Source organism: Arthrobacter sp. P1_B11, from assembly GCF_056406715.1.
This window is the reverse complement of record NZ_JBFTZQ010000020.1, coordinates 31,167-52,698: the sequence shown is the minus strand read 5'-3', so window position 1 is coordinate 52,698 and position 21,532 is coordinate 31,167. Positions and strand designations below refer to the sequence as shown.

18 protein-coding genes are annotated in these 21,532 nt (G+C 65.0%); 9 read left to right on the top strand and 9 right to left on the bottom strand.

The annotated features are described in order from the left end of the window. Window positions 1–5: 5 nt before the first annotated feature. The 6 genes from AC1D14_RS15595 to AC1D14_RS15570 all read right to left on the bottom strand — a co-directional run bounded on the left by AC1D14_RS15595 (window position 6) and on the right by AC1D14_RS15570 (window position 8,094). A complete protein-coding gene (locus tag AC1D14_RS15595) occupies window positions 6–983 on the bottom strand; it encodes an ABC transporter permease (protein WP_230119408.1) in 978 nt (325 codons plus the stop codon). Between the two features lie 137 nt (window positions 984–1,120). Further along, complete coding sequence (locus tag AC1D14_RS15590) at window positions 1,121–2,797, bottom strand: ABC transporter substrate-binding protein (protein ID WP_230119407.1); 1,677 nt, start codon at window positions 2,795–2,797, stop codon at window positions 1,121–1,123. Window positions 2,798–2,850: 53 nt separating this feature from the next. Next, window positions 2,851–3,891, bottom strand: coding sequence for a LacI family DNA-binding transcriptional regulator (locus AC1D14_RS15585; RefSeq protein WP_230119406.1), 1,041 nt, complete (start codon window positions 3,889–3,891; stop codon window positions 2,851–2,853). A 382-nt stretch (window positions 3,892–4,273) separates the two neighbouring features. Next, window positions 4,274–4,723, bottom strand: coding sequence for a hypothetical protein (locus AC1D14_RS15580; RefSeq protein ID WP_230119405.1), 450 nt, complete (start codon window positions 4,721–4,723; stop codon window positions 4,274–4,276). 691 nt (window positions 4,724–5,414) lie between these two features. Further along, window positions 5,415–7,808 (bottom strand): ATP-binding cassette domain-containing protein, encoded by a 2,394-nt coding sequence (locus AC1D14_RS15575; RefSeq protein WP_230119446.1) that lies wholly within the window; start codon window positions 7,806–7,808, stop codon window positions 5,415–5,417. Between the two features lie 127 nt (window positions 7,809–7,935). Next, window positions 7,936–8,094, bottom strand: coding sequence for a hypothetical protein (locus AC1D14_RS15570; RefSeq protein WP_230119404.1), 159 nt, complete (start codon window positions 8,092–8,094; stop codon window positions 7,936–7,938). A gap of 164 nt (window positions 8,095–8,258) precedes the next feature. Here AC1D14_RS15570 and AC1D14_RS15565 point away from each other — a divergent pair, with 164 nt between their 5' ends. From AC1D14_RS15565 to AC1D14_RS15545, 5 genes are read left to right on the top strand one after another with little or no spacing between them, the layout of a single operon-like run. Beyond that, complete coding sequence (locus AC1D14_RS15565) at window positions 8,259–9,437, top strand: type III polyketide synthase (RefSeq protein ID WP_476968735.1); 1,179 nt, start codon at window positions 8,259–8,261, stop codon at window positions 9,435–9,437. A gap of 49 nt (window positions 9,438–9,486) precedes the next feature. After that, complete coding sequence (locus AC1D14_RS15560) at window positions 9,487–10,146, top strand: class I SAM-dependent methyltransferase (protein ID WP_476968738.1); 660 nt, start codon at window positions 9,487–9,489, stop codon at window positions 10,144–10,146. Further along, window positions 10,139–11,272, top strand: a complete 1,134-nt coding sequence (locus AC1D14_RS15555; RefSeq protein ID WP_476881839.1) for an FAD-dependent oxidoreductase — start codon at window positions 10,139–10,141, stop codon at window positions 11,270–11,272. Before AC1D14_RS15560 ends, AC1D14_RS15555 begins: the two co-directional genes overlap by 8 nt. 7 nt (window positions 11,273–11,279) lie before the next feature. Beyond that, window positions 11,280–12,344, top strand: a complete 1,065-nt coding sequence (locus AC1D14_RS15550; RefSeq protein WP_476881840.1) for a hypothetical protein — start codon at window positions 11,280–11,282, stop codon at window positions 12,342–12,344. A gap of 9 nt (window positions 12,345–12,353) precedes the next feature. Further along, window positions 12,354–13,058 (top strand): peptide deformylase, encoded by a 705-nt coding sequence (locus AC1D14_RS15545; RefSeq protein ID WP_476881841.1) that lies wholly within the window; start codon window positions 12,354–12,356, stop codon window positions 13,056–13,058. A gap of 11 nt (window positions 13,059–13,069) precedes the next feature. Here the strand turns inward: AC1D14_RS15545 and AC1D14_RS15540 are convergent, their stop codons facing one another. After that, window positions 13,070–15,163 carry a S9 family peptidase gene (locus AC1D14_RS15540; RefSeq protein ID WP_476881842.1) on the bottom strand — a complete coding sequence of 698 codons (2,094 nt, stop codon included), beginning with the start codon at window positions 15,161–15,163 and terminating at the stop codon, window positions 13,070–13,072. 108 nt (window positions 15,164–15,271) lie between these two features. Here AC1D14_RS15540 and AC1D14_RS15535 point away from each other — a divergent pair, with 108 nt between their 5' ends. The 4 genes from AC1D14_RS15535 to AC1D14_RS15520 all read left to right on the top strand — a co-directional run bounded on the left by AC1D14_RS15535 (window position 15,272) and on the right by AC1D14_RS15520 (window position 18,432). Beyond that, window positions 15,272–16,165 carry a methyltransferase domain-containing protein gene (locus tag AC1D14_RS15535; protein WP_230119397.1) on the top strand — a complete coding sequence of 298 codons (894 nt, stop codon included), beginning with the start codon at window positions 15,272–15,274 and terminating at the stop codon, window positions 16,163–16,165. A gap of 122 nt (window positions 16,166–16,287) precedes the next feature. Then, window positions 16,288–16,749, top strand: a complete 462-nt coding sequence (locus AC1D14_RS15530; protein WP_230119396.1) for an NfeD family protein — start codon at window positions 16,288–16,290, stop codon at window positions 16,747–16,749. Between the two features lie 109 nt (window positions 16,750–16,858). Next, window positions 16,859–17,809: an SPFH domain-containing protein gene (locus tag AC1D14_RS15525; RefSeq protein ID WP_230119395.1), complete on the top strand. Its 951-nt coding sequence runs from the start codon at window positions 16,859–16,861 to the stop codon at window positions 17,807–17,809. A 275-nt stretch (window positions 17,810–18,084) separates the two neighbouring features. Next, on the top strand, window positions 18,085–18,432 hold the full coding sequence (locus AC1D14_RS15520; RefSeq protein ID WP_003802221.1) for an RNA polymerase-binding protein RbpA: 348 nt from the start codon (window positions 18,085–18,087) through the stop codon (window positions 18,430–18,432). A gap of 103 nt (window positions 18,433–18,535) precedes the next feature. Here AC1D14_RS15520 and AC1D14_RS15515 read toward each other — a convergent pair whose 3' ends face one another. Both AC1D14_RS15515 and AC1D14_RS15510 read right to left on the bottom strand, forming a co-directional pair. Next, entirely contained in the window at window positions 18,536–19,282 is a 747-nt protein-coding gene (locus AC1D14_RS15515; protein WP_230119394.1) for a polyprenol monophosphomannose synthase, read from the bottom strand. 544 nt (window positions 19,283–19,826) lie between these two features. Further along, window positions 19,827–21,491 (bottom strand): amidohydrolase, encoded by a 1,665-nt coding sequence (locus AC1D14_RS15510; protein ID WP_476881843.1) that lies wholly within the window; start codon window positions 21,489–21,491, stop codon window positions 19,827–19,829. Window positions 21,492–21,532 lie beyond the last annotated feature (41 nt).

The window sequence follows — 21,532 nt, the reverse complement described above, 5'->3', positions numbered from 1 at the left end:
TGTTTCTAGCTGACCCGGACCCGGGGGTCCAGCCGTACGTAAATGATGTCGACCAGGAAGTTAGCTGCCAGCACGGCGGCGGTGATGGTCAGGAAGATGCCTTGGGTCAGCGGGTAGTCCAGCGCCTGGACGGAGGTCAGGAGCTGGTAGCCGATGCCCGGGTACGCGAACACGGTTTCGGTGAGGAGAGCGCCGCCGACGACGAAGCCAAGGGACATGCCGAACGACGTCACTGAGGGCAGCATGGCGTTGCGCGCCGCGTACTGGAACATGATCCGTGCCGGACGGAGTCCCTTGGCCCGAGCCATCGTGATGTAGTCCTCAGCGGTGGTGGCGATCATCGTGTTGCGCATCCCCAGCATCCAGCCGCCGATGGAGACCAGGACAATGGTCAGGGCCGGGAGGATGAGGTGAGCGGCTACGTCGCCGATGTATTCGAAGGAGAACGAGGCGCTGAGCCCCGTGGAGAAGGCATGGCTCAGAGGCAGCCAGCCCAGGGTTATCCCAAACAGATATAGAGCGGCCATGGCCAGCCAAAAGTAGGGAAATGATCCGACGAAAATCAGCAGCGGAGGAAAGACGGAATCCAGGAACTTTCCGCGCCGCCATGCTGCCAGGACGCCGAGGAAATTGCCCAGAATGACGGCAATAACCAGGGAGGTGCCGCCGAGCAGGAGGGTCCATCCGATCTGTGAGCCGATCACCTCCGAAACGGGGGAGGGGAACCGGGACAGCGAGATGCCCATGTCCCCACGGAAGATGTTGCCGATGTAGGCGAGGTACTGTTCCCAGAGGGGCCGGTCGTCCAGACCGAAGAGCCGGCGGAGCGCATCCACCTGGTCCGGGCGCATCTGAGACTGGACTTGGGAGAACATTCTGCTGACGGGGTCCCCGGGCATCAGCCGCGGGAGGAAGAAATTAAGGGTGATGCAGGCCCAGAAGGCGATTACGTAGAACCCCAGGCGGCGGAGGAGGAATACCATGATTCCGCTTCTTTCTTGATGATTGTTGCGCCGCCCGGGGATCGGTCCGGGTCCGGCAGGTGGTAACGGTGCGGTGCGTGTGTGCAGCGGCTTTGGTGGCTGTTCGGAGCCGGTGGCCCCGAACAGCCACGTGATGCCTACTGGGCCGGCTTGAGTGAGGTCAGAACCAGCACTGTGGTGGCCGAGCGGGCCGAAAGAGTTGCATACGGGTTATCGTTGCTGGGCCAGCCCGTGAATCGCTGGTCGGTGTAGGCGCCCCACGCCGGACCGGAAAACAGCGGGATCACCGGGGCCACGTCATTGAAGCGTGCCTCCAGGGAGTCAATGAGGGTCTTCTGCGCTGCCGGGTCTGCCGTTGCCGCCAGCTTGTCGAGCGTTGCGGTCGCTTCCGCGTCGCCGAACCGGTGGTAGTTTTCGTTGGCTTTTTTGCCGACCGGCACAACAACCTTCTGTGACATTACGCCGCGGTAGAACTCGAAGGGCGTCGCGGCGGAGTTGCTCCAGACGATGCCGCTGTCGAAGGATCCGTCAGTGTACCCGGAGACGACCTGGGACCAGTCAGGGGAGTTGACCTCGACCTTCACACCGAGTTTTTCCATGTTCTTGGAGATGATCTGACCGACGGAGAGCCAGTCCGAAGATGCCGAGCCGACAGAGAACTTGAACTGGAACGGCTTGCCGTCCTTGAGGGTGCGGATACCGTCGGTTCCCTTTTTGTAGCCGGCGGCATCGAGCATCTGGTTGGCTTTGTCCGCGTTCAGCTTCGTCCAGTCGCACTTCTCGACGATGCTCTGGTCGCGCCAGCTGTTGTAGGCGTCGCTGAGGCCGGTGCAGTCGGCCGGGTGGGTGTAGCCTGACATGCCCAGGCTGGCGACCTGATCGCGGTCCACGGCCATGCTGAGTGCTTTGCGTACGACTGGATCGTTAAAGGGAGCCTTGGTGGTGTTCAGCTGCCAGTTGATCGTGCCCCCGGTGGTGGGGTACCAGAAGTGGCGGTGCGCCTGGTCCTTGTCGATGAAGGTTTTCTGCACGTTGGGGATGAACTGGTCGCTCCAGTCCACGTCGCCGTTCTGCAGGGCGAGGTTGGCCCCGGAGTTGCCGGCGAATGCCAGCATCCTGATCCCGGTAAGCTGCTGCTTTTCCGGCTGCCAGTAATTGGGGTTCTTATCAAGTTCGAATGACTGTGTCTGGAAATGGGAGACCTGTGTGTAGGGGCCGGTGCCCACCGGGTTGTCGTTGGTGGCCTTTGCCGGGTCCGCGATCTTGGACCAGACATGCTTCGGGGCGATGACCTGCTGGCCGACTTCGTAAAGTCCGGGTGCGTAGGGCTTATTGAAATCGAAGCGGACGGTGTGTGCGTCGACGGCGGAGACCTTGGCCAGGTAGTCGAATCCGCCTTGGATCTTTTTCTGGAGTTCAAAGGTGTACACAACGTCGTCGGCGGTCAGAGGCTGTCCGTCTGACCACTTAACCCCGTCGCGGAGGGTGAATGTCACTCCCTTGCCGTCTTTGTCTGCTTTCCACGATGCCCCGAGCCAGGGTACGGGTTCGCCCTTGACAGGGTTGACGATCAGCAGGGGCTCAAAGACCGACTGCTGCGTCATCGGAAGCGCGTTCGGGGAGAACGGGTTGAAGTTGCTGGTGAACGTTGCGGTGTCCTCCCGGGGGATTGTCAGGAGCCCGTTGGAGGAGCCTCCACCTTTTGCTGCGCCTCCAGATGTGTTTCCGGCGCTGCAGCCGGTCAGAGCCAGCGCGCCGATCGCCAGTGTGGCTGCAACAACCGACAGCGACCTTTTGGGATGGATTTTGGGCATGAGGGAACTCGATTCGTCAGTGAAATGGAGATGGGGTTAGCGGATGGTGGACGTCAGGACGCCGGGACCGGCAGGCGCGCGGATGTACGCTCCACCAGAGGGCATTCGATAACGTGTTGGAGCGGGGCCAGATCGCGGTTCGCTGCCAGTTTTGCCAGCAGCGCGACGCCGGTTGCGCCCATTTGCCGGAACGGCAGTGCGACGGTCGTCAGGCTCGGTCGCAGGTAGTTGGCGATAATTTCCTGGTTGTCGAAGCCAACCACGGAGATATCGTCCCCGATACGAAGCCCTCGTTCTTTGATGGCGTCGTAAGCGCCCATGGCCATACGGTCAGTGGCGCAGAAGATCGCGGTAGGCGGCAAAGCGCTGTCAAGGAGGGAGGACGCCGCGCGGTAGCCCTGATCTGCCTCGCCGTCCTCGTTAATGATCAACTTCTCATCCAGACCTATACCTGCCTGTTCAAGGGCGCGGATGTAACCGGACCGGCGGCCGATGGCTGCTGGAATGACCGGATCAAGGTTGATGAGCCCGATCCGGTCGTGTCCGGCCCCGATGAGCCTCATCGTGGCGGCGTAGCCACCCTGAGCCTCGTCAGGAATGACGGAATGGAGTTTGGCCGCCTCGTCAAAACAGTGAACCAGGACCGTCGGCACCTCGTCCGCAACAGCAGGCAACCGCACACCCCTATGCCAGCTTGTTGCATAGATCAGACCCTCGACACGGTGCTCGAGCATCGTCTCGATGGCCTGCCGGTCGGCGTCAATGCTGCAGTCAGTACTGGCGATGAGAAGGGTCTTACCCTCCCGCGCGGCCTGTTCCTGGGCGCCCCGGACGATGTTGGCGGCAAAAGGCGCGGTCACGATTTCCGTAATAAGCCCGTACAGCCTGGTCTGCTTGGACGCCAACGCTCGTGCTCCCGCGTTCGGGCGGTAGCCCAGTTCGGTCACGGCCCGGTGGACGCGGTCACGGGTTTCTTGTGGAATCCCGTTTCCCGTTCCACCATTCAGGACAAAGGAAACAGTCGTCCGGGAGACCCCGACATGGTCCGCGACATCCTGCATCGTCACTTTGGCCTGCCGTGAGTTCGTCTTCATTGACCGTCCGATGTCTAGTAACTAGGGCTGAACTTTGGATGAGAGTCTAGCTGGATCCACTGATGCGCGTTACTAACGCGCGTTAGTGGGTGTGAGATAGAACATATCCCGCGTTGGGTTGGGGTGTCAAGGAGCATGTGAGCGACCACTGTAATAAGCAGCCGCCTGAGTGCATGGCAGATCACAGCGCAGGAAGGGGACATACCGGCCCTGGGGCGCATGAAGTGGTCGCCATGGTCCAGCTACCGTACTTGTTCATGCGGCGCCGCCGAGGGCAGCAGGTCATGTCTTGCAGATTCTGCAATCGGAGCACTTCAGGTTGGCGTAATCTTCGCTATCGGTACTCACTGTGAGGGCGGCGGGTAGCGCGGCCTGACTCAGGTCAGGCGGCGGGGACCATCCAGAAACCGGCGACAGCAGCGCTGCCCGGTTCAGTGGTCATGCGAAAGGCATGTGCCGATACCGGCCCTACGTCAAGCTCCAGATTCACGCTATTTGCCTTTCCGCAATCGAGGGCCAGCTCGTGCCCCGTTCCTCCTCGGCGATCGGGCTGCGAGATGGTGAGGGATGCCTTGAGTACGCCGAGGCATGCAGCGGTTACCTTGTAGCTTCCCTTGGGTATGCCAATGACCGAGGCGCGGTACCCGTCGCCGCCCAGTCCGCCTGAGCCGCCCAAAACGACACCATCAGGTCTAGGGCCCAGGCGGATTTCCAGTTGCGCCTGGTTTCTTGCCCGGACGGCGGCGAGGTCGGGGTCGGCCTTTGGCAGGGGAGGGGGTGCTGGCCGGGAGGTGCCGGGGTGTGCGGTAGCCGGAGCCGCCTCCTCGTTCATGTATTCACAGGAACATAAAGCCACTCCAGAACTGGCTAAAACCAGTAACATCGCGATACCGCGGATCCAACATTTACCCCCAAGAGTTGACATGCCCGAAGCTTATCTCCATCCTGGCGGAGGTAAACCGTACTTTTGCACTAGTGAAGTTGCACCGGAGCCTTCCTCGGATCTTCAACCGTCCTTAGTCAAGATTGATGCGTTTCCCGTGCGGTTTCAGTCTGCGCCTCGTCAGGAGTGGGGATCGCACGGGTAGGCAATGCGGGTCTCGCTGTTTCGCCGGCCCGCCCCGGCGGGCACTTCCAGACCATCGCACCACGGGCCCCTTCTGAACCGTAGGTTGACATAATGTAGATTATCGGCGTTTCTATAATCAGCCGGAAGGGGCTGATCGGCGCAGTATCAAGTCGCGTCGTTGCACGCGTCGTGTACGCGTTGATGGCGCGACTCTAGCTTCAGCCGGTGACCAACCTGCCGACGTCGGCTGTACCGGAGTTGAGCGCGAACCTGATATGGCGTCATCCAGTCCAAGCCCAACGTGGTGTCCAAGTGCCGCAACCGGCTCATTGCAGCCGTCTGATCGAATCAGCCGGCCACGGCAACGTCGGCTTCGCCATTCCCGGGCTTCGCCAGTACCTCGGGGCCCAGGCCCAACCCTGAACCAACAAGGGTCGGGTGGATCTCCCGTATCTCACGCGCCGACGTAGGCCGCGAGGTGCTCGCCCGTCAGGGTGGAACGGGCGGCGACGAGGTCGGCCGGTGTGCCCTCAAAGACGATCCGGCCGCCGTCGTGGCCGGCTCCCGGACCGAGGTCAATGATCCAGTCGGCGTGCGCCATGACCGCCTGGTGGTGCTCGATGACGATGACCGACTTGCCGGAGTCGACGAGCCGGTCGAGCAGGCCGAGCAGGTTCTCGACGTCGGCGAGGTGGAGGCCGGTGGTCGGTTCGTCGAGCACGTAGATGTCGCCCTTTTCAGCCATTTGGGTTGCCAGCTTGACCCGCTGCCGCTCGCCGCCGGAAAGCGTCGTGAGCGGCTGGCCAAGGGTAAGGTACCCGAGCCCGACGTCCACGAGCCGGTCGAGAATCTTGTGGGCGGCCGGAGTACGTGCCTCCCCGGCCCCGAAGAACGCCGCCGCCTCGGTCATCGACATCGCCAGCACCTCGGCGATGTTGCGGCCGCCTAGCGTGTACTCCAGCACCGGCGCCTGGAACCGCTTGCCCTCGCAGTCCTCGCAGGTGGATTCGACGGTGGCCATGACGCCCAGCTCGGTGAAGATAACTCCCGCCCCGTTGCATGTGGGACAGGCGCCTTCAGAGTTAGAGCTGAACAGTGCGGGTTTCACGCCGTTGGTCTTGGCGAACGCCTTGCGGATTGGTTCGAGCAGCCCCGTGTACGTGGCCGGGTTGCTCCGACGCGAACCCTTGATCGCGCCCTGGTCGATCACCACGACACCGTCGCGGCCGGCGACCGAGCCTTGGATCAGCGAGCTCTTGCCGGAGCCGGCGACGCCCGTGAGCACACAGAGCATGCCCAGCGGGATGTCGACGTCGACGCCCCGGAGGTTGTGTGCCGACGCCCCGCGGACCTCAAGCGCGCCGGACAACGTCCGCACCGACTCCTTGAGCCTTGCCCGATCGTCGAGGTGGCGACCGGTGATGGTGTCGCTCCCGCGCAGGCCCTCGACGGTGCCCTCGAAGCACACGCTGCCACCTGCCGTGCCCGCCCCGGGGCCGAGGTCGACCACGTGGTCGGCGATGGCGATGGTCTCGGGCTTGTGTTCAACGACGAGCACGGTGTTGCCCTTGTCGCGCAGCTGCAGCAGCAGCTGGTTCATCCGCTCGATGTCGTGCGGGTGCAGGCCGATCGTCGGTTCGTCAAAGACATAGGTGATGTCCGTGAGGGACGAGCCCAGATGTCGGATCATCTTGGTGCGCTGGGCCTCTCCCCCGGACAGCGTGCCCGCCGGCCGGTCCAGCGAGAGGTAACCCAGCCCGATTTCCGCGAACGAGTCGAGCAGGTGCTGCAAGCCTTTGAGGAGCGGCGCGACCGAAGGCTCGTTGAGCCCGCGGACCCACGCGGCCAGGTCGCTGATCTGCATCTCACACAGCTCGGCGATGTTCTTGCCCTGGATCTTCGAGGACCTGGCCTCCGGGCTGAGCCGCGTGCCGTCGCACTCGGGGCAGGTCTGAAACGTGATGGCGCGCTCCACGAAGGCCCGGACGTGGGGCTGCATTGCTTCGACGTCCTTGGAGAGCATCGACTTCTGGATCTTGGGGATCAGCCCCTCGTACGTCAGGTTGATGCCCTCGACCTTGATCTTGGTCGGCTCCTTGTAGAGCAGGTCGTGCATTTCCTTTTTGGTGAACTTCGCGATGGGCTTGTCCATGTTGAAGCCGGCCCCGCTGAAGATGCGGCCGTACCAGCCGTCCATGCTGTAGCCGGGGATCGTTAGGGCACCCCCGGCGAGCGATTTGCTGTCGTCGTACAGCGCCGTGAGGTCAAAGTCAGAGACCGAGCCCATGCCCTCGCAGCGTGAACACATGCCGCCCAGGTACACGGCACCCTGCACCACACTCTTCTCGACCCGGCCACCGGCTTTCTCGGTGCTCATCACCCCGCTCGCTTTGCGCGTCGGGACGTTGAAGGAAAACGCCGTGGGCGGCCCGACGTGCGGCTGCCCGAGCCGGCTGAAGAGAATACGCAGCATCGCATTGGCGTCGGTGGCGGTGCCCACCGTCGAGCGCGGGTTCGCACCCATCCGCTCCTGGTCCACGATGATCGCCGTCGTCAGGCCTTCGAGCAGGTCGACGTCAGGCCGGGCCAGGTTCGGCATGAAGCCCTGCACGAACGCGCTGTAGGTCTCATTGATCATCCGCTGCGACTCCGCGGCGATGGTGCTGAACACCAGTGAACTCTTGCCCGAGCCGGAGACACCGGTAAACACCGTCAGCCGTCGCTTGGGAATCTCGATGCTGACGTCCTTGAGGTTGTTCTCGCGTGCGCCCTGCACGCGGATCAGGTCGTGGGTGTCGGCAATCGGCTGCGCTGGCGACTGCGTGTCCGTCTGGGTGGCCGTGATCATCGTGTCTCCATCTGTTAGCGGGCCGCCTTCGCGGTCTCCGTCGGCGTCCACTGGCTCCATCTAACCAGCCTCGAGCGGTACGCCCGGTTCACCATCGTGGGCGCGTCACCCCTCCGGGGCCCGGCACTTATCGGTCCTGAAGCAGCCCCAGGACGTTCCCGACGTAGTAGGACTCATCGGTCTGCGGCGGTACGCCGAGCAGGGCGGAGTACACCGCTTTGGCAGCCGCCAGGTCGGAAACGGGATGCAGCACCGTCTTGATTCCCTGGGTGGAAGAGCCGGTCATGGTCACTCCTGAAGTCGCGCATCGGGATTATCTGGCTCAGTCTAGCCGCGGCACGTGACCGTCGCTTCTCGATTCCTGACCGGTCTGGACATCTGATCCATGACGCACGACGGCCAGCCGGCCCATCCATTGTCTTAAGGCGTGCTCTCACTAAGAATGAACGAATGACGGTCTACGTGAGAGCACTCGAAACAGCTGTTCCGCCCACATTGCTCATCCAGACGGAAGCACGCGACGTGTTTGCTGCCCAGCCCGGCCTCACACGGCTCGGCTCACGGCTGGTTTCCACCTGCTTCGACTCAGCCGCCATCGATACCCGCTACACGGCAGTCCAGGAACTGACCATGGATTCGCAGGCGGAGAACCCGCAGTTTTTCGATCCCGCCACGGGACTGCTCCGGAGCCCCAGCACGAAGGCCCGCAACGACCTGTTCGCGAGGGAGGCCACGAAAATCTTCATCGAGGCCGCCTCTGCTGCCGTCTCCAGCTGCGCCGGGATCGATCCAGTTGACATAACTCATCTCATCACCGTTTCGTGCACGGGGTTCTTCAACCCGGGCCCGGACTACAAGATCGTCCGTGCGCTCGGTCTCAATCCTGCAGTGCAGCGCTACCACCTCGGGTTTATGGGCTGCTATGCCGCGTTCCCGGCGCTCCGGGCCGCGAAGTCCTTCTGCGAGGCGGACCCGGAGGCGGTCGTCCTCGTCGTCTGCGCCGAACTCTGCTCGCTCCACGTCCGCACCTCCAACGATCCGGACGCCATCATGGGCTCAGCTCTCTTTGCGGACGGCGCGGCAGCCGCCGTCGTCACAGCGCGCGAAGTACCCGAATCAACGCCGCTGGTGCAGCTGGACCACTTCGAAACTGTCCTCACGCCGGTAGGTGAAGACTCAATGGCCTGGAACATCGGTGATGAGGGCTTTGAAATGGTCCTCGGCAACTACGTTCCGCACATCATCGACGACCACATTGTGGGCGCCCTGGAACCGCTGCTGGCCCGCGAAAGTTCGCTCACCGGACTCCCCTACCGGGACATCACCCACTGGGCCATCCATCCGGGTGGACGCAGCATCCTGGACAAGGTGCAGTCCCGGCTGGACCTCACCGACGAGCAACTGGTCCCGGCCCGTGAGACCCTCCGGAACTTCGGCAACATGAGCAGCGCCACAGTGCTCTTCGTCCTCAGGCACATCCTCGATCTTCCGGCGCAGGAAGGCGACGAACGCATCTGCTCCATGGCCTTCGGACCCGGGCTGACGGTCGAAACCGGACTTTTCACGAAGATAAACCAACCGCTCCAAGACCCACGGCTGGCGGACGAGGCCGAATCCTCCCTGGCCTGACCGCGCCGTGGGACTACTGGGCGCGCGCGACGCCGAGGCCATCGAGGACATGGACCGGCCGGACTGCGATCCGGAACGCCTTAACCGCACGTACAGCCAGTTTGCACTCGTCAACCGCGCCGTCTCGGGCTGGCACCTCCTGTACCGCAGCAGGCTCCGGCCGCTCCTCACGCCCGCCGCACCGTCCACCATGCTGGACATCGGTTGCGGCGGCGGGGACCTGGCGCTGATGCTGGCCAAGTGGGCGGCCAGGGACGGGATTCAGCTCAACATCACGGGCATAGATCCCGACGCCCGCGCCTACCGGTTTGCAGCGAGCCGGGAACCCGTGCGGGGGGTTCAGTTCCGCCAGGCCACGAGTGCCGAGCTCGTCGCGGAGGGCAGGGCCTACGACATCGTCATTTCCAACCACGTGCTGCACCACCTCACCCCGGCCGAACTGCAGAACCTGCTCAGCGATTCCGCGGTGCTGTCCCGGCGCATCGTGCTCCACAACGATCTCCGGCGCAGCGCCCTGGCCTACGCTTTGTTTGCGGCGGGCGCGCTGCCACTGGCCGGCTCGTACATCCGCCGCGACGGCCTGACCTCCATCAGGCGCAGCTACACCGTGACGGAACTTGCCGCCGTCGTGCCTTTTGGGTGGTCAGCGGAGCCCCACTCCCCTTTCCACTGCCTGCTCACCTACATGCGGGATGCCGGCCGTGACTGATGTCCTGATCGTTGGCGGCGGCCCGGTGGGCCTCTATCTCGGCGCGCTGCTGCTGCAGCATGGAGTGGCCGTCCGCATCCTTGAAAAGCGGACCGGGCGGAACCCGCATACACGGGCCATCGGCATCCATCCCCCGGCCCTGTCCGCCCTGGACCGCATCGGCGCAGCCTCTCCGCTGATCGCCCGGGGGATCCCCATCCGCCGTGGACGCGCCGTATGGCTGGGCCAGGAAATCGCGCACATGCCGTTCGCGCCGGTGTCGGAGCGCTACCCGTTCGTCCTGGCCGTCCCGCAGCCGGTCACTGAGGCCGTCCTCGAGGCCCGGCTCCTGGAACTGGACGGCGGTGCCCTGGTTCGCGGAGCGCAGGTGACGGACATGCACGACGACGGCGGCAGGGTCACTGCCGACGCCACGGTCGCCGGCACCCGGCGGAGGTTCTCCGCCTCGCTGGCGGTGGGGGCGGACGGCGCAAATTCCACAGTGCGGCGGCTGCTGGGCGTGCCCGCTGCGGAGCGGCGATACCCGGACCACTATCTGATGGGCGACTTCCCTGACTCGAGCCCGTACGGGGAGGACGCTGCCCTGTTTCTCGAGGCCGGCGGGATCGTCGAATCCTTTCCGCTGCCGGGCGGAGTCCGCCGCTGGGTTGTCAGGCTTTCCCGGCCGCCGGACCGTCCCGACCCTCATCTGCTGGCCGGCCTCGTGGGCGACAGAACCGGTATTGCCCTGGACGCCGGCAGCAACAGCATGCTCAGCAGCTTCGGCGTCCGTTCCCGCCTGGCGGCGCGCATGGTGGCCGGGAGGACAGCCCTTATCGGAGATGCCGCCCACGAGATCAGCCCCATCGGCGGCCAGGGCATGAACCTTGGCTGGCTGGACGCGGAATCCCTGGCGCCGGTCATCCTGGCCGCCTTGCACAGCCGGCCATCCGGGGCGGACCTTCGCCGGTTCGACGCGTCGAGGCGCCGGGCCGCCGCAGGGGCGAAACGCCAGGCCGAGGTGAACATGGCGCTGGGCAGGCCGCTCCCGGACGGACTGCTGCGGATGCGGAACGCCGCGATCGCGCGGATAGGAGCGGCGCCGGCGCTGAACGCCCACGTGGCCAGACGGTTCACCATGCAATGAGAGACCCATGACCGTGCAATACAAATTCCACTTGGCGGGGAGCGCCCGCATGGCTCCCATGTCCCGGACTTCCCACTCGGTAAGTGCCGCAGGCGGCTGTGTTCTCGCCATTGCTGCGCTGCTCGGTGCCGGCGCGTGCACCCCGCAACCTGTTGAGCCCGACGGGCAACCGAGCCCAGTCGCGGGTTCCTCCGCTGCTGCGCCGCTCACCGCGATGGTGAATCAGTTCCGTGACAACTACGGGAACCAAATCATCGAGATCCAGTTGACCAACAACGGCAAGGACACTGTGACGGTGCAGTCAGCGGGCGTCGCCAGCCCGTTGTTCGCAGCGGGGATTGACTGGCACGGCTCCCCGGACGGAGTCGACCTCCCGCCCGGCCAGGGCAAGAGTCTGCCTGCGAAGTTGACGCCTGCCAGCTGCAGCCCCGGCCCCGCTCCGGATGGCAGCAAAAGCCCTGGGGTCGACATTCCGCTGCCGGTCGTGACCGTCACGCTGGTGCCCGGCTCTGCGCCGGGCCCCGCACAGCGGAACGTTCCTGCCACAGACCCCTTCGGCGTGCTGGCCCGCAACAATTCGGAGCAGTGCCTGGCCAGTGAGGTACGTGCCGTCGCCGGGATCGTCCTCGGACCGGAACTCACTGTGTCCGCCGACGGCGAGCGTGCCGCGCTTCATCTGTTCATCCGGCCCGGCGTTCCGAAGTCCTCCGGAACCGCCAGCGGGCCGGCTCCCGGTTCTCCGGCAGAGGGCGCACCGGCCCCCGGCCGCGGCGGGGCCGCCACGAGCCTGGTCATCGAGCGCATTGAGACCACAACGCTGTTGGCCGAGGATCCCGCCAGACCCTGGCCCCGGGACATCATGGTGAAAGCCGGCGGCCCGGCCGTCAATTTGGACCTGGGAGTCCGTCCCGCCCGCTGCGATCCGCACGCGGTTGCCGAGGACAAGGTGGGCACGCTCGTTCCGCTCCGCGTTGCCGTGGGTGCCCGCACAGGCCTCGTGAAAGTCGCCGCCGGGACCGCCTTGAGGGGCAAGATCTACGACTTCGTCACGGCGGCCTGCGCGCCCCATTAGGCTTTCCCCATGAACCAAGCATCTCCGCCAACCTCCTACACCCCTGACCGCATCCGGGAGACCGTGCAGGAACTGCTCGCGCTGGAAACGCTGCCGCCCATAGTCCAGGCAGGACATCCTGTCCTGAGGCAACGCTCCGCTCCGTTCGAGGGGCAGTTAAGCGCGGCCGAACTTGATCAGCTGGTTGAGGTGATGAGGAAGGTCATGCACGCGGCACCCGGTGTGGGCCTGGCGGCGCCCCAGCTGGGGATTCCGCTTCAGCTTGCCGTTCTCGAAGACCGGTTTGAGGTCGATGACGACATGGCGGCAGCGAGGGGCCGGATACCGCTTGAGTTCTTCGCCGTCCTCAACCCGGCCTACCAGCCGCTGGGAGACCGGACTGCTGCCTTTTTCGAAGGCTGCCTGTCCCTTTCCGGGCTGCAGGCCGTGGTGGAACGGCCGGAAAGTGTCCGGCTGGACTACCTGACGCCGGCAGGAGATCCGATGAGCCGGGACTTCAGCGGCTGGCAGGCGAGGATCGTCCAGCACGAGACTGACCACCTCCACGGAACGCTGTATATCGACAGGGCCCAGCTCCGCTCGCTCAGTACCAACAGTGAGTACGCGGCGCGCTGGGCCGAACCGGGCATTGGGAAGTCCCGCCAGGAGCTTGGATTTCTGCAGGGTTCCTCAATACCCGGGCTCCCAAGTGCGGGCCACCCGGACGGCCCCTAGTCCCCCACCCGCTAGTCCGCGGCTTCCTCGTTTCGCGCCTCTTGGCCTTCCGCACCACGGTTGGACTCCGTTGGCAGGTACCGTGCCCACCACGCCAGGATGTGCTCAAAGCGCTGACGGCGGTGATGAGGCGTGCCGGACCGGGACAGTTCATGGTCTTCGCCGGGGAATACCAGGAACGCCGATTCCACGCCTTGCTGCTTCAACGCAGTGAAATACCGCTGGCCCTGTTCCACCGGGCAACGGAGATCGTCCTCGCTGTGGATGACCAGGGTGGGCGTCCGGACGCCGGCGATCGTGGCCATGGGGCTTTGGGCCGCCACCTGCTCGGGTGATTCCCCGGTGTATTCGCCGCCGAAGAACCAGCCGATATCGGATGAGCCGGCGAAGCTGACCGGATCCAGGAAACCCCGCTCCACGATCGCGGCCTTGAAGCGGTGGTCCTGGCTGATGGTCCATGCGGTGAGATATCCGCCGTAGGAACCTCCCATGATCCCGAGGGCCTTGGCGTCCAGCGCGGAGAATTTGTCCAGGGTACCCTCCAGGAAGGCGAGAACGTCCTGCATGTCCACAGTGCCCATCCGCTCCTTGATGGCCCTGCCGTGCGCTTGCCCGTAGCCTGCCGAACCGCGCGGGTTGCACATCACCACCGCGTAGCCGGCCTCCGCGTAGACCTGCGCTTCGTCAAAGAGAGCCACGGTGTATTGCGCGAACGGACCGCCGTGGATGTTGAGCAGCACCGGGTGCGGGCCCTTGCCCGGCGGCATCAGCACCCAGCCGTGGACTTCGTACCCATCCGGCGACGGGAAGACCAGCTCCCGGGGCTCGATGATGCCGGCCTCCGTCCGCAGGGCGGCCGAGAAATCCGTCAGTAGCCGCAGCTGGCCGTTGCCGAGGAAGGCGACGTCGCCTTCCGTGGCGGAGTCCGTGAAGCTGATGAACAGTGACGCGCCGGCGGCGCCGGCGCCGGTGACCACCCTGTCGCCGTGGACCAGCAGGGCATGGCTACCCGTGGCGCTGAACTCAAGCAGTTCCACCGTGCCTTGGGCGTTGTTCAGGGCCAGGGCAGCGTCGCTGCCGCGGAGCTCGATCCGAGCACCAGGGGCGGCAACGTCCATGTTTTCGGCGTCACTGAGCGCCCGGGCTTCTCCGCCCGCCGCGGGCATGACGTGGAGAACGGTGTTCTTTGCGACGAAGTCCCGGCTGGAGCCGCCAAGGTCCTGGGCGGTGAAAAACAGCCACTTCCCGTCCTGCGACTCGCGGACGTCAAGAACGGTCTGGGGCCCAACGTTTGGGGCCTTGACCGGCACCGGATCACCGCCGCCGGCGGGAAGGCGGTAGATGCCGCTGACCAGGTCCTGATCGCTCGCCTCGTGCAGTTCGGCCACAAAGTAGACCGATGATCCGTCGCTGCTGAAGGATTCACCGGTGTGGTCCGTTGCCGCCGTCGTGAGTTGCCTCGCGTCCGGAAGGCCGATGGCCGCTCCTGCGTTGCCGGCGGACTGCCCGGGCCGGTCCACAGCGGTGCGCGCACCGTCCCTGAGCGCGCGGCCCGCGGGCCTAATTTCGGGCTCCCCGCCAAGTTCCGGAACATCCAGAATGAAGAGCTGCAACGGCTTGTCGCCCGTGTAGCCAACGCCGTTCATCCTGTACTTGAAGCCGGTGATGAGGCGGGCATCTTCACCGCCTGCGCTGACGCCCTCGATGGTGCCATAGCGGCCGTCGTCAGGCTCCCTTGAGCCAAAGACTATGCGCTGCGAGTCCGGTGACCAGGCGTAGGAGGAGACCCCGAGGTGCCTGTCCGTCAGGAGCTGGGGCTCTCCCCCGGCGGCTTCCACCACGTGCAGCTGCGGCTTGCCGCCGGGGGTGGCCCGCAGGAAGGCTAGGACCCGGCCGTCAGGGGAAAAGGCCGGAGCGGTGTCCCGGAAGCCGCGTGTTATTCGGCGCGCCGGTTTTTCGGGATCCTGGGGGACGTTCCACAGTTGGCCCACGTAAGCGTCGGCATCGAAGTCGGGGCGGGTGACCGACACAACGGCGCGTGAGCCGTCAGGGTGGGCGGCAGGGGCGGAGACGGACTTGAGCAGCGGCAGGTGTTCAGGCTTCACCCACGTGAGCCTAGCGTCTCGGCCGAGGCGTGTGAAACACCTCACGGTTCCCTTTCCCCACGGCTTTACCTTCTGGCGCACCCGGTCAACAGCCCTAGGATTGTCCCCATGCCATCCCGCCTGCCTGCCCTGCTGTGTCCTGTCTGCCGCGCCGGCCTCGCTCCCGTCCCGGCCGGGGCGGATGGAGGCACGGCCTCCCTCGCCCGTGCCCTCACCTGCCAAGCCGGCCACAGCTTCGACGCCGCCAGGCAGGGCTACTTCAACCTGCTGGTCGGCAAGGGAACTGCATTCGAGGCGGACACTGCTGACATGGTGGCCGCCCGCACCGCCTTTCTCGACGCCGGACATTATCGGCCGCTTGCAGATTCGGTGGCTGCCGCGGCCGTACCTGCCCTGCGCGGCCCGGAACCAACAGTCCTTGATTCCGGCACCGGAACCGGCCACTACCTGCGGGCGGTACTCGACCGCGTGGGCACAGCGGTGCCTATTGCCGCCGTCGGACTGGACATCTCAAAGTTCGCGCTCCGGCGCGCGGCACGGCTCAACCCCGAGGCCGTAAACCTGGTGAGCGACGTGTGGCAGCCGTTTCCGGTGGCGGACGCCGCCGTCGACGTCGTGACGGTGGTGTTTGCGCCGCGCAACGCCGCTGAATTCTCCCGCGTACTCAAGCCCTCCGGCCGGCTGGTTGTGGTGACGCCCCGGCGTGGGCACCTCGGCGAAATCGCCAGCCAGACGGGAATGCTCGGGATAGAGCCTGGAAAGGATGAACGGCTGGCCGACGCTCTCGCGGCCCATTTTGAACTGCTGTCCGCGCAGGACCTCGACCTAAATCTTGAGCTCTCCCCGGCTGACGTTGCCAACCTGGCCCTCATGGGCCCTGCCGGCCACCACACCGACCGCGGCGAATTGGCGGCCCGGCTGGCCCGCTTCCCAGCTCTGACCGGTGTCAGCTGTAAGTTCCGGATCAGTGTCTTTCTCCCCGCGGGGGCGGCCGATAAATAACGGCTTGGCCACGTTCTGGCGCGGGCTCGCCGGTCACCTGCCCGGCGTTGCCGGTTCGATCTAGGATGGAAGAAAGTTACTGAGGGTCTGCCCCGCAGCCCCCGGGATCAAGGGGGAACCGAATGTTCGAATGGCTAGGCGAAAACTGGTGGGCACTCTGGCTCACGGTATTTCTCGCGTTCGCAGCCGTGGAGATGCTGACCCTTGATTTGTTTTTCATCATGCTTGGCGGAGGCGCCCTGGCCGCGCTTGTGGCCGATTTCACCGGGGCTGACCTGTGGCTTCAAATCGTAGTCTTCTGCGTAGTGTCCCTGCTGATGATCGCCTTCGTCCGGCCGGTCACGCTCAAGCACCTTCACAAAGGACCCGCTGAACAGCGCACGAACATTGACCGCCTGATCGGCGAGACGGCGCTTGTCATGGAGGCCGTGTCCTCCACCGGGGGCCTGGTCAAGATCGGCGGCGATATTTGGAGTGCACGCTCCGACTCCGGTGTGCTGGCGGAAGGCCAGCGCGTGATCGTTGCCGCCATTGAAGGCGCGACGGCGGTCGTGGCACCACAGTCGGAAACCGCCATCCAGTAACCGCCGGACACATCAAGATTTCTGCTGTTTCCAAGCAGGCGGCAGCAGATATGGCGGCTGAGCCGTCAACGTACAGCTTCACTGAAAAATTGGGGAATGAAGGAGAAGTATGGATAGTCCAGGAGGATTCGCCGTCACGATCGTGATGCTGGTCCTGATCGTCTTTGTCGTCATCGTGCTGGTTCGTTCAGTGCGGATCGTGCCACAGGCCCGGGCCGGTGTTGTTGAACGTCTGGGAAAGTACCAGCGGACCCTGAACCCTGGCCTGACCATCCTGATCCCGTTCGTTGACCGGTTGCTGCCGCTGCTGGATCTTCGCGAGCAGGTGGTTTCGTTCCCGCCCCAGCCCGTGATCACGGAGGACAACCTGGTGGTGTCCATCGACACCGTGGTCTACTTCCAGGTGACGGACCCCCGCGCTGCAACGTACGAAATCGCGAACTACATCCAGGCTGTGGAGCAGCTGACCACCACGACGCTCCGGAATGTGGTGGGCGGCCTGAACCTCGAAGAGGCGCTGACGTCCCGCGACCAGATCAACGGCCAGCTCCGCGGTGTGCTGGACGAGGCCACGGGCCGCTGGGGCATCCGGGTTTCCCGGGTGGAGCTGAAGGCGATCGATCCGCCCCACTCCATCCAGGATTCGATGGAGAAGCAGATGCGGGCTGAACGTGACCGCCGTGCCGCGATCTTGACGGCCGAGGGCACCAAGCAGTCGGCCATCCTGACGGCGGAAGGCCAGCGGCAGGCGGCCATCCTCAAAGCGGAGGGTGACGCCAAGGCGGCCATCCTCCGCGCCGACGGTGAAGCCCAGGCGATCCAAAAGGTGTTTGATGCCATCCACAAGGGCAATCCGGACCAAAAGCTCCTCGCCTACCAGTACCTGCAGACGCTTCCCAAACTCGCCGAAGGTTCTTCCAACAAGCTGTGGATCATCCCCAGCGAGGTGGGCGAAGCCCTCAAGGGAATCGGCAACGCGCTGGGCGGCACCAATCCCGACCCGCGCTCCGGCGACCTGTTCGGCGCGGGTGACGACGCCGACAAACAGCCTGCATCCTAGATTGCGGAATACGAGGGAGGCACGCCGCCGGGCGGGCCTCCCTCTTCCATGGCGTAGAGGGGGCAGGCCCTTGGAGCCGCCTCCGCGTTGCTGGAGAGGCAGCAAATCCGTATAATGGGATATTTGTCCGGTCGGTTCACTCCGTTCGGAACAACATTGCTTGGCAGAGCGTTTCAATTAATGATGCTACGTAGAGCACAACGTAGTCCGGAGGCAGCTTTGAAACCTCCGGCTAGCGCGGAGCCCGCTCCGCGAACCGACCAGAGGGAGAAATCATGAGCGATCGCAGCCTGCGGGGCATGCGTCTTGGCGCCCAAAGCATGGAGACCGAATCCGGCGTGGAGCCGGCTCCGCGTCAGCGGGTTGAGTACCGGTGCGAGGACGGCGAGCAGGTCTTTGTAACCTTCTCCTCCGAAGCCGAGATCCCCCCTGTCTGGGTTTCCAAAACCGGCAAAGAAGCGCTGCTCGTTGATGGCGAACGCCCGGACACCAGCAATGAAAAGGCTGTCCGCACACACTGGGACATGCTGCTGGAGCGCCGGTCGCTTCCCGAACTTGAGCAGATCCTCGAAGACCGCCTCACCATTCTGCGTGAACGGCGGGGCGAAAGGCGCTCAGCCTAGCCCCCAGTGAAGCGCCAAAAGGCCGGATCCGCTGCGCACATGCAGCGGATCCGGCCTTTTGTGTTGCCGGCGAAAGCTGAGCCGGTTCAGCCGGGCGGAGCGGCTATGCCCGGCTGGACGCCGGCCGCCTTCCCGTCAGTTTGTTCCAGCGGGCCGTCAGGCCCCACTTCGTCACATTGATCATGGCTTCGACCACGATGTTTCCGCTCATCTTCGAGGCGCCCAGTTCACGCTCCACGAACGTGATGGGGCACTCGACGATTTTCAGGCCCATTTTGGCGACGCGCCACGCCAGGTCCACCTGGAAGCCGTAGCCCACAGACTCGATCTGGTCCAGGTTCAGCTTCTCCAGGGTGGTGCGTCGGAAGGCGCGGTAGCCGCCCGTCACGTCCCTGATCTTGACTCCCAGCATGATCCGGGAATAGGTGCTGCCGATGCGGGATATCGCCTGCCGGTACAGCGGCCAGTTAACGACGCTTCCTCCGCGTACCCAGCGGGAGCCCATCGCGAGGTCGGCACCCTGTTCCACAGCGTCCAGCAGCAGGGGCAGCTGCTCCGGCTGGTGCGATCCGTCGGCGTCCATTTCGACCAGGACGTCATAGCCGGCCTCGAGACCCCACTTGAACCCGGCAATGTAGGCTGCGCCCAGCCCTTCCTTGCCCTTGCGGTGCAGGACGTGGACCTGGTTGTCTTCGGCAGCGATACCGTCCGCCAGCTGTCCGGTGCCGTCCGGGCTGTTGTCGTCCACAACGAGGACGTCGGCTGCCGGCACCGCCGCACGCAGGCGTCCCAGTGTGATTGGGAGCGACTCCAGCTCGTTGTAGGTGGGAATGATGGTGAGGACACGCACAGGGGAGGCCTTTCCTGGATGGGAGCGGTCAGCACGCGTGGAGTGTGGCGGGGCCGCCGACTCGCAAAGCGCAACTCTCCATTATACGGGCGATACGCAGACCGTCTTTCCGCCGCTCTCTGCACACCTTGTCCTCAGCCGGGACTCCGCTGCAACTATTCTGAGTGTGCCCAGCCATGCCCGCCCTGTGCCGGACATGCCACGGGCAGGTCCACACACGCCTCGGGCCAGTTCCGGTTTACGCGGTTGCCGGTAAGGGAACTGTTTTCTGATGCGTTATGGACCCGCCCACGGGGTGCCACCGCCGCGTGTCGCCCGGTGGCTTGCGCGTCCGATTTGTCTCGCTGGTGGCCAGACAGACACCGCTCCAAATGCATCCGTCCGTTGACCCTCAATGCTACGGACTGCCGATGCCCTGTCAACCGGCACCTGACCTGCCCCTTAATGTATAGCCGCAGGTCAGGGCCGGTTTCACTGCGGGCAATCCTCCGCAAATTCACGGCTCCGTGGCGCTTTGTTGCAGTGCCGTCCGCCGCTGCAGCCCTCAGCCGCGGAAGCCCGCCGAGGAGTGCAGTTCCAGTCCGTCCCGGACGGTCTGGAGGCAGCGCGGATCGGAACCGGTGTCGAGGGCCGGAAGCAAGGGTGTGCGGGCACGCGGATCGGTGCTCCAGGACTGGACCCTGCCGTCGGCGACCTGGACCATGAGCTCCTCGACATCCCAGACCGCAAAAGTGGCAGGTGCGCCTGGCACTAACTGTCCCGCCATCGGATTGGCGTGCCTGGCTGCCCGCCAGCCGGCGCGTGTGTGGCCAAGGAAAGCTGCCCGGGCCGAGATCCGCTCGGCAGGGTTGTTGTGCTCCAGGCAAGCTCTCACCGTGGCCCAGGGCCGCAGCGGGGTGACGGGGCTGTCGCTGCCGAAACAGACAGGGACGCCGGCCGAGTAGAAGGACGCGAACGGGTTCATATGCCGCCTTCTGGCCCCAAGGCGCTGCTCATAGAGCTTGCCCGGACCGCCCCAGGCAGCGTCGAAGGCGGGCTGGACGCTCACTGTGACCGCGTACTTGCCGAGCCTCGCGATTGCCTCCGCGTCAGCCATTTCGACGTGTTCAAATCGGTGTCCCGCCGCGCGGATTCGCTGTTCTCCTACCTCCGCGGCGGCCTGCTCCAGCGCGTCCAGGGCGGCATCGAGGCCGGCGTCGCCGATCACATGGAACCCGCCCTGGATCCCCAGAACGGAACAGGCCGCCAGATGGGCAGCCGCCTCATCCGTGGAGAGGTACGCCGTTCCTCTTTCCCCCGGTGCATCCGCATACGGCTCCCGGAGGGAGGCGGTGCGAGAGCCGATTGACCCATCGATGTTCAGGTCGCCTGCCAGCCCGCGGACCGGAACCCCGAGCTCAGCCAGCAGCGCCTCGGCTTCCGCCTTCGATGAGACCAGCTGCCCCCAATACGGCAGAACCTCCGGCATTGCCGTGTCGGATTCAGCGGCAATATTCCACCCGGCTGCAAGCTGCAGGTCCAGCACGCTTCCGATGTGCGGGGCGCCCATCTCCGCCAGTGCGACATAGCCGTTCGCGGCAGCCTCTTTCAATGCACGCCGCTGATGTCCCCGAAGGGCCGCAGCGGGAAGACTCCGGGCCGCTTGCCGGGCCGCGGCGTGTGCCTGCCGCTTGACATGACCGCTGGCGGCGAAGCCGTCGAGTTCGTCGAGCCGTGCCGTGGCTGCCAGGGCCGGCGAGACAAGCGCCGAATGCGCATCGACGCGGGACAGGAAGACCGGCCGGCCCGCAGCGGCTCGTTCCAGCTCGTCCGGGCCAGGGAGGGCGGGATCTTCCCACAGCGACTCATCCCAGCCGTGACCCAGGACGGGGCCGGCCGTGGCTGCCCCCGCAACAGCGTCGAGGAGCTCCCGTGCGGAACGGACACCGCCCAGCTGCAGCGAATCGAGGGCCATGCCGGTTTCCGTCAGATGCGCATGGGAATCGACGAATCCGGGTGCCAAAAGCGCGCCGCGGAGGTCAATGACGTCCATCGAACTGTCAGCAATCGACGTAGCTGCCTGTTCCGAACCCACCCACGCGACAGTGTCACCGTCCACGAGCATGGCGGTGGCGAACGGATCGGCCGCCGTGTAGACGGAGCCGTTGCGGTACAGCGTCACTCGTGACGGGCCGGGACTGGCCTTGCCGCTGGTGGTTGCGTCGGTCATGAGGGATGGAACTCCTTGCTGCTTGTTCTGGTGTCGCAGGA

Bases quoted from the DNA above. Each gene is read 5' to 3' on its own strand.
- AC1D14_RS15595 (WP_230119408.1), bottom strand. From the start codon at position 983: ATGGTATTCCTCCTCCGCCGCCTGGGGTTCTACGTAATCGCCTTCTGG.
- AC1D14_RS15590 (WP_230119407.1), bottom strand. From the start codon at position 2,797: ATGCCCAAAATCCATCCCAAAAGGTCGCTGTCGGTTGTTGCAGCCACA.
- AC1D14_RS15585 (WP_230119406.1), bottom strand. From the start codon at position 3,891: ATGAAGACGAACTCACGGCAGGCCAAAGTGACGATGCAGGATGTCGCG.
- AC1D14_RS15580 (WP_230119405.1), bottom strand. From the start codon at position 4,723: ATGAACGAGGAGGCGGCTCCGGCTACCGCACACCCCGGCACCTCCCGG.
- AC1D14_RS15575 (WP_230119446.1), bottom strand. From the start codon at position 7,808: ATGATCACGGCCACCCAGACGGACACGCAGTCGCCAGCGCAGCCGATT.
- AC1D14_RS15570 (WP_230119404.1), bottom strand. From the start codon at position 8,094: ATGACCGGCTCTTCCACCCAGGGAATCAAGACGGTGCTGCATCCCGTT.
- AC1D14_RS15565 (WP_476968735.1), top strand. From the start codon at position 8,259: ATGACGGTCTACGTGAGAGCACTCGAAACAGCTGTTCCGCCCACATTG.
- AC1D14_RS15560 (WP_476968738.1), top strand. From the start codon at position 9,487: ATGGACCGGCCGGACTGCGATCCGGAACGCCTTAACCGCACGTACAGC.
- AC1D14_RS15550 (WP_476881840.1), top strand. From the start codon at position 11,280: ATGACCGTGCAATACAAATTCCACTTGGCGGGGAGCGCCCGCATGGCT.
- AC1D14_RS15545 (WP_476881841.1), top strand. From the start codon at position 12,354: ATGAACCAAGCATCTCCGCCAACCTCCTACACCCCTGACCGCATCCGG.
- AC1D14_RS15535 (WP_230119397.1), top strand. From the start codon at position 15,272: ATGCCATCCCGCCTGCCTGCCCTGCTGTGTCCTGTCTGCCGCGCCGGC.
- AC1D14_RS15530 (WP_230119396.1), top strand. From the start codon at position 16,288: ATGTTCGAATGGCTAGGCGAAAACTGGTGGGCACTCTGGCTCACGGTA.
- AC1D14_RS15525 (WP_230119395.1), top strand. From the start codon at position 16,859: ATGGATAGTCCAGGAGGATTCGCCGTCACGATCGTGATGCTGGTCCTG.
- AC1D14_RS15520 (WP_003802221.1), top strand. From the start codon at position 18,085: ATGAGCGATCGCAGCCTGCGGGGCATGCGTCTTGGCGCCCAAAGCATG.
- AC1D14_RS15510 (WP_476881843.1), bottom strand. From the start codon at position 21,491: ATGACCGACGCAACCACCAGCGGCAAGGCCAGTCCCGGCCCGTCACGA.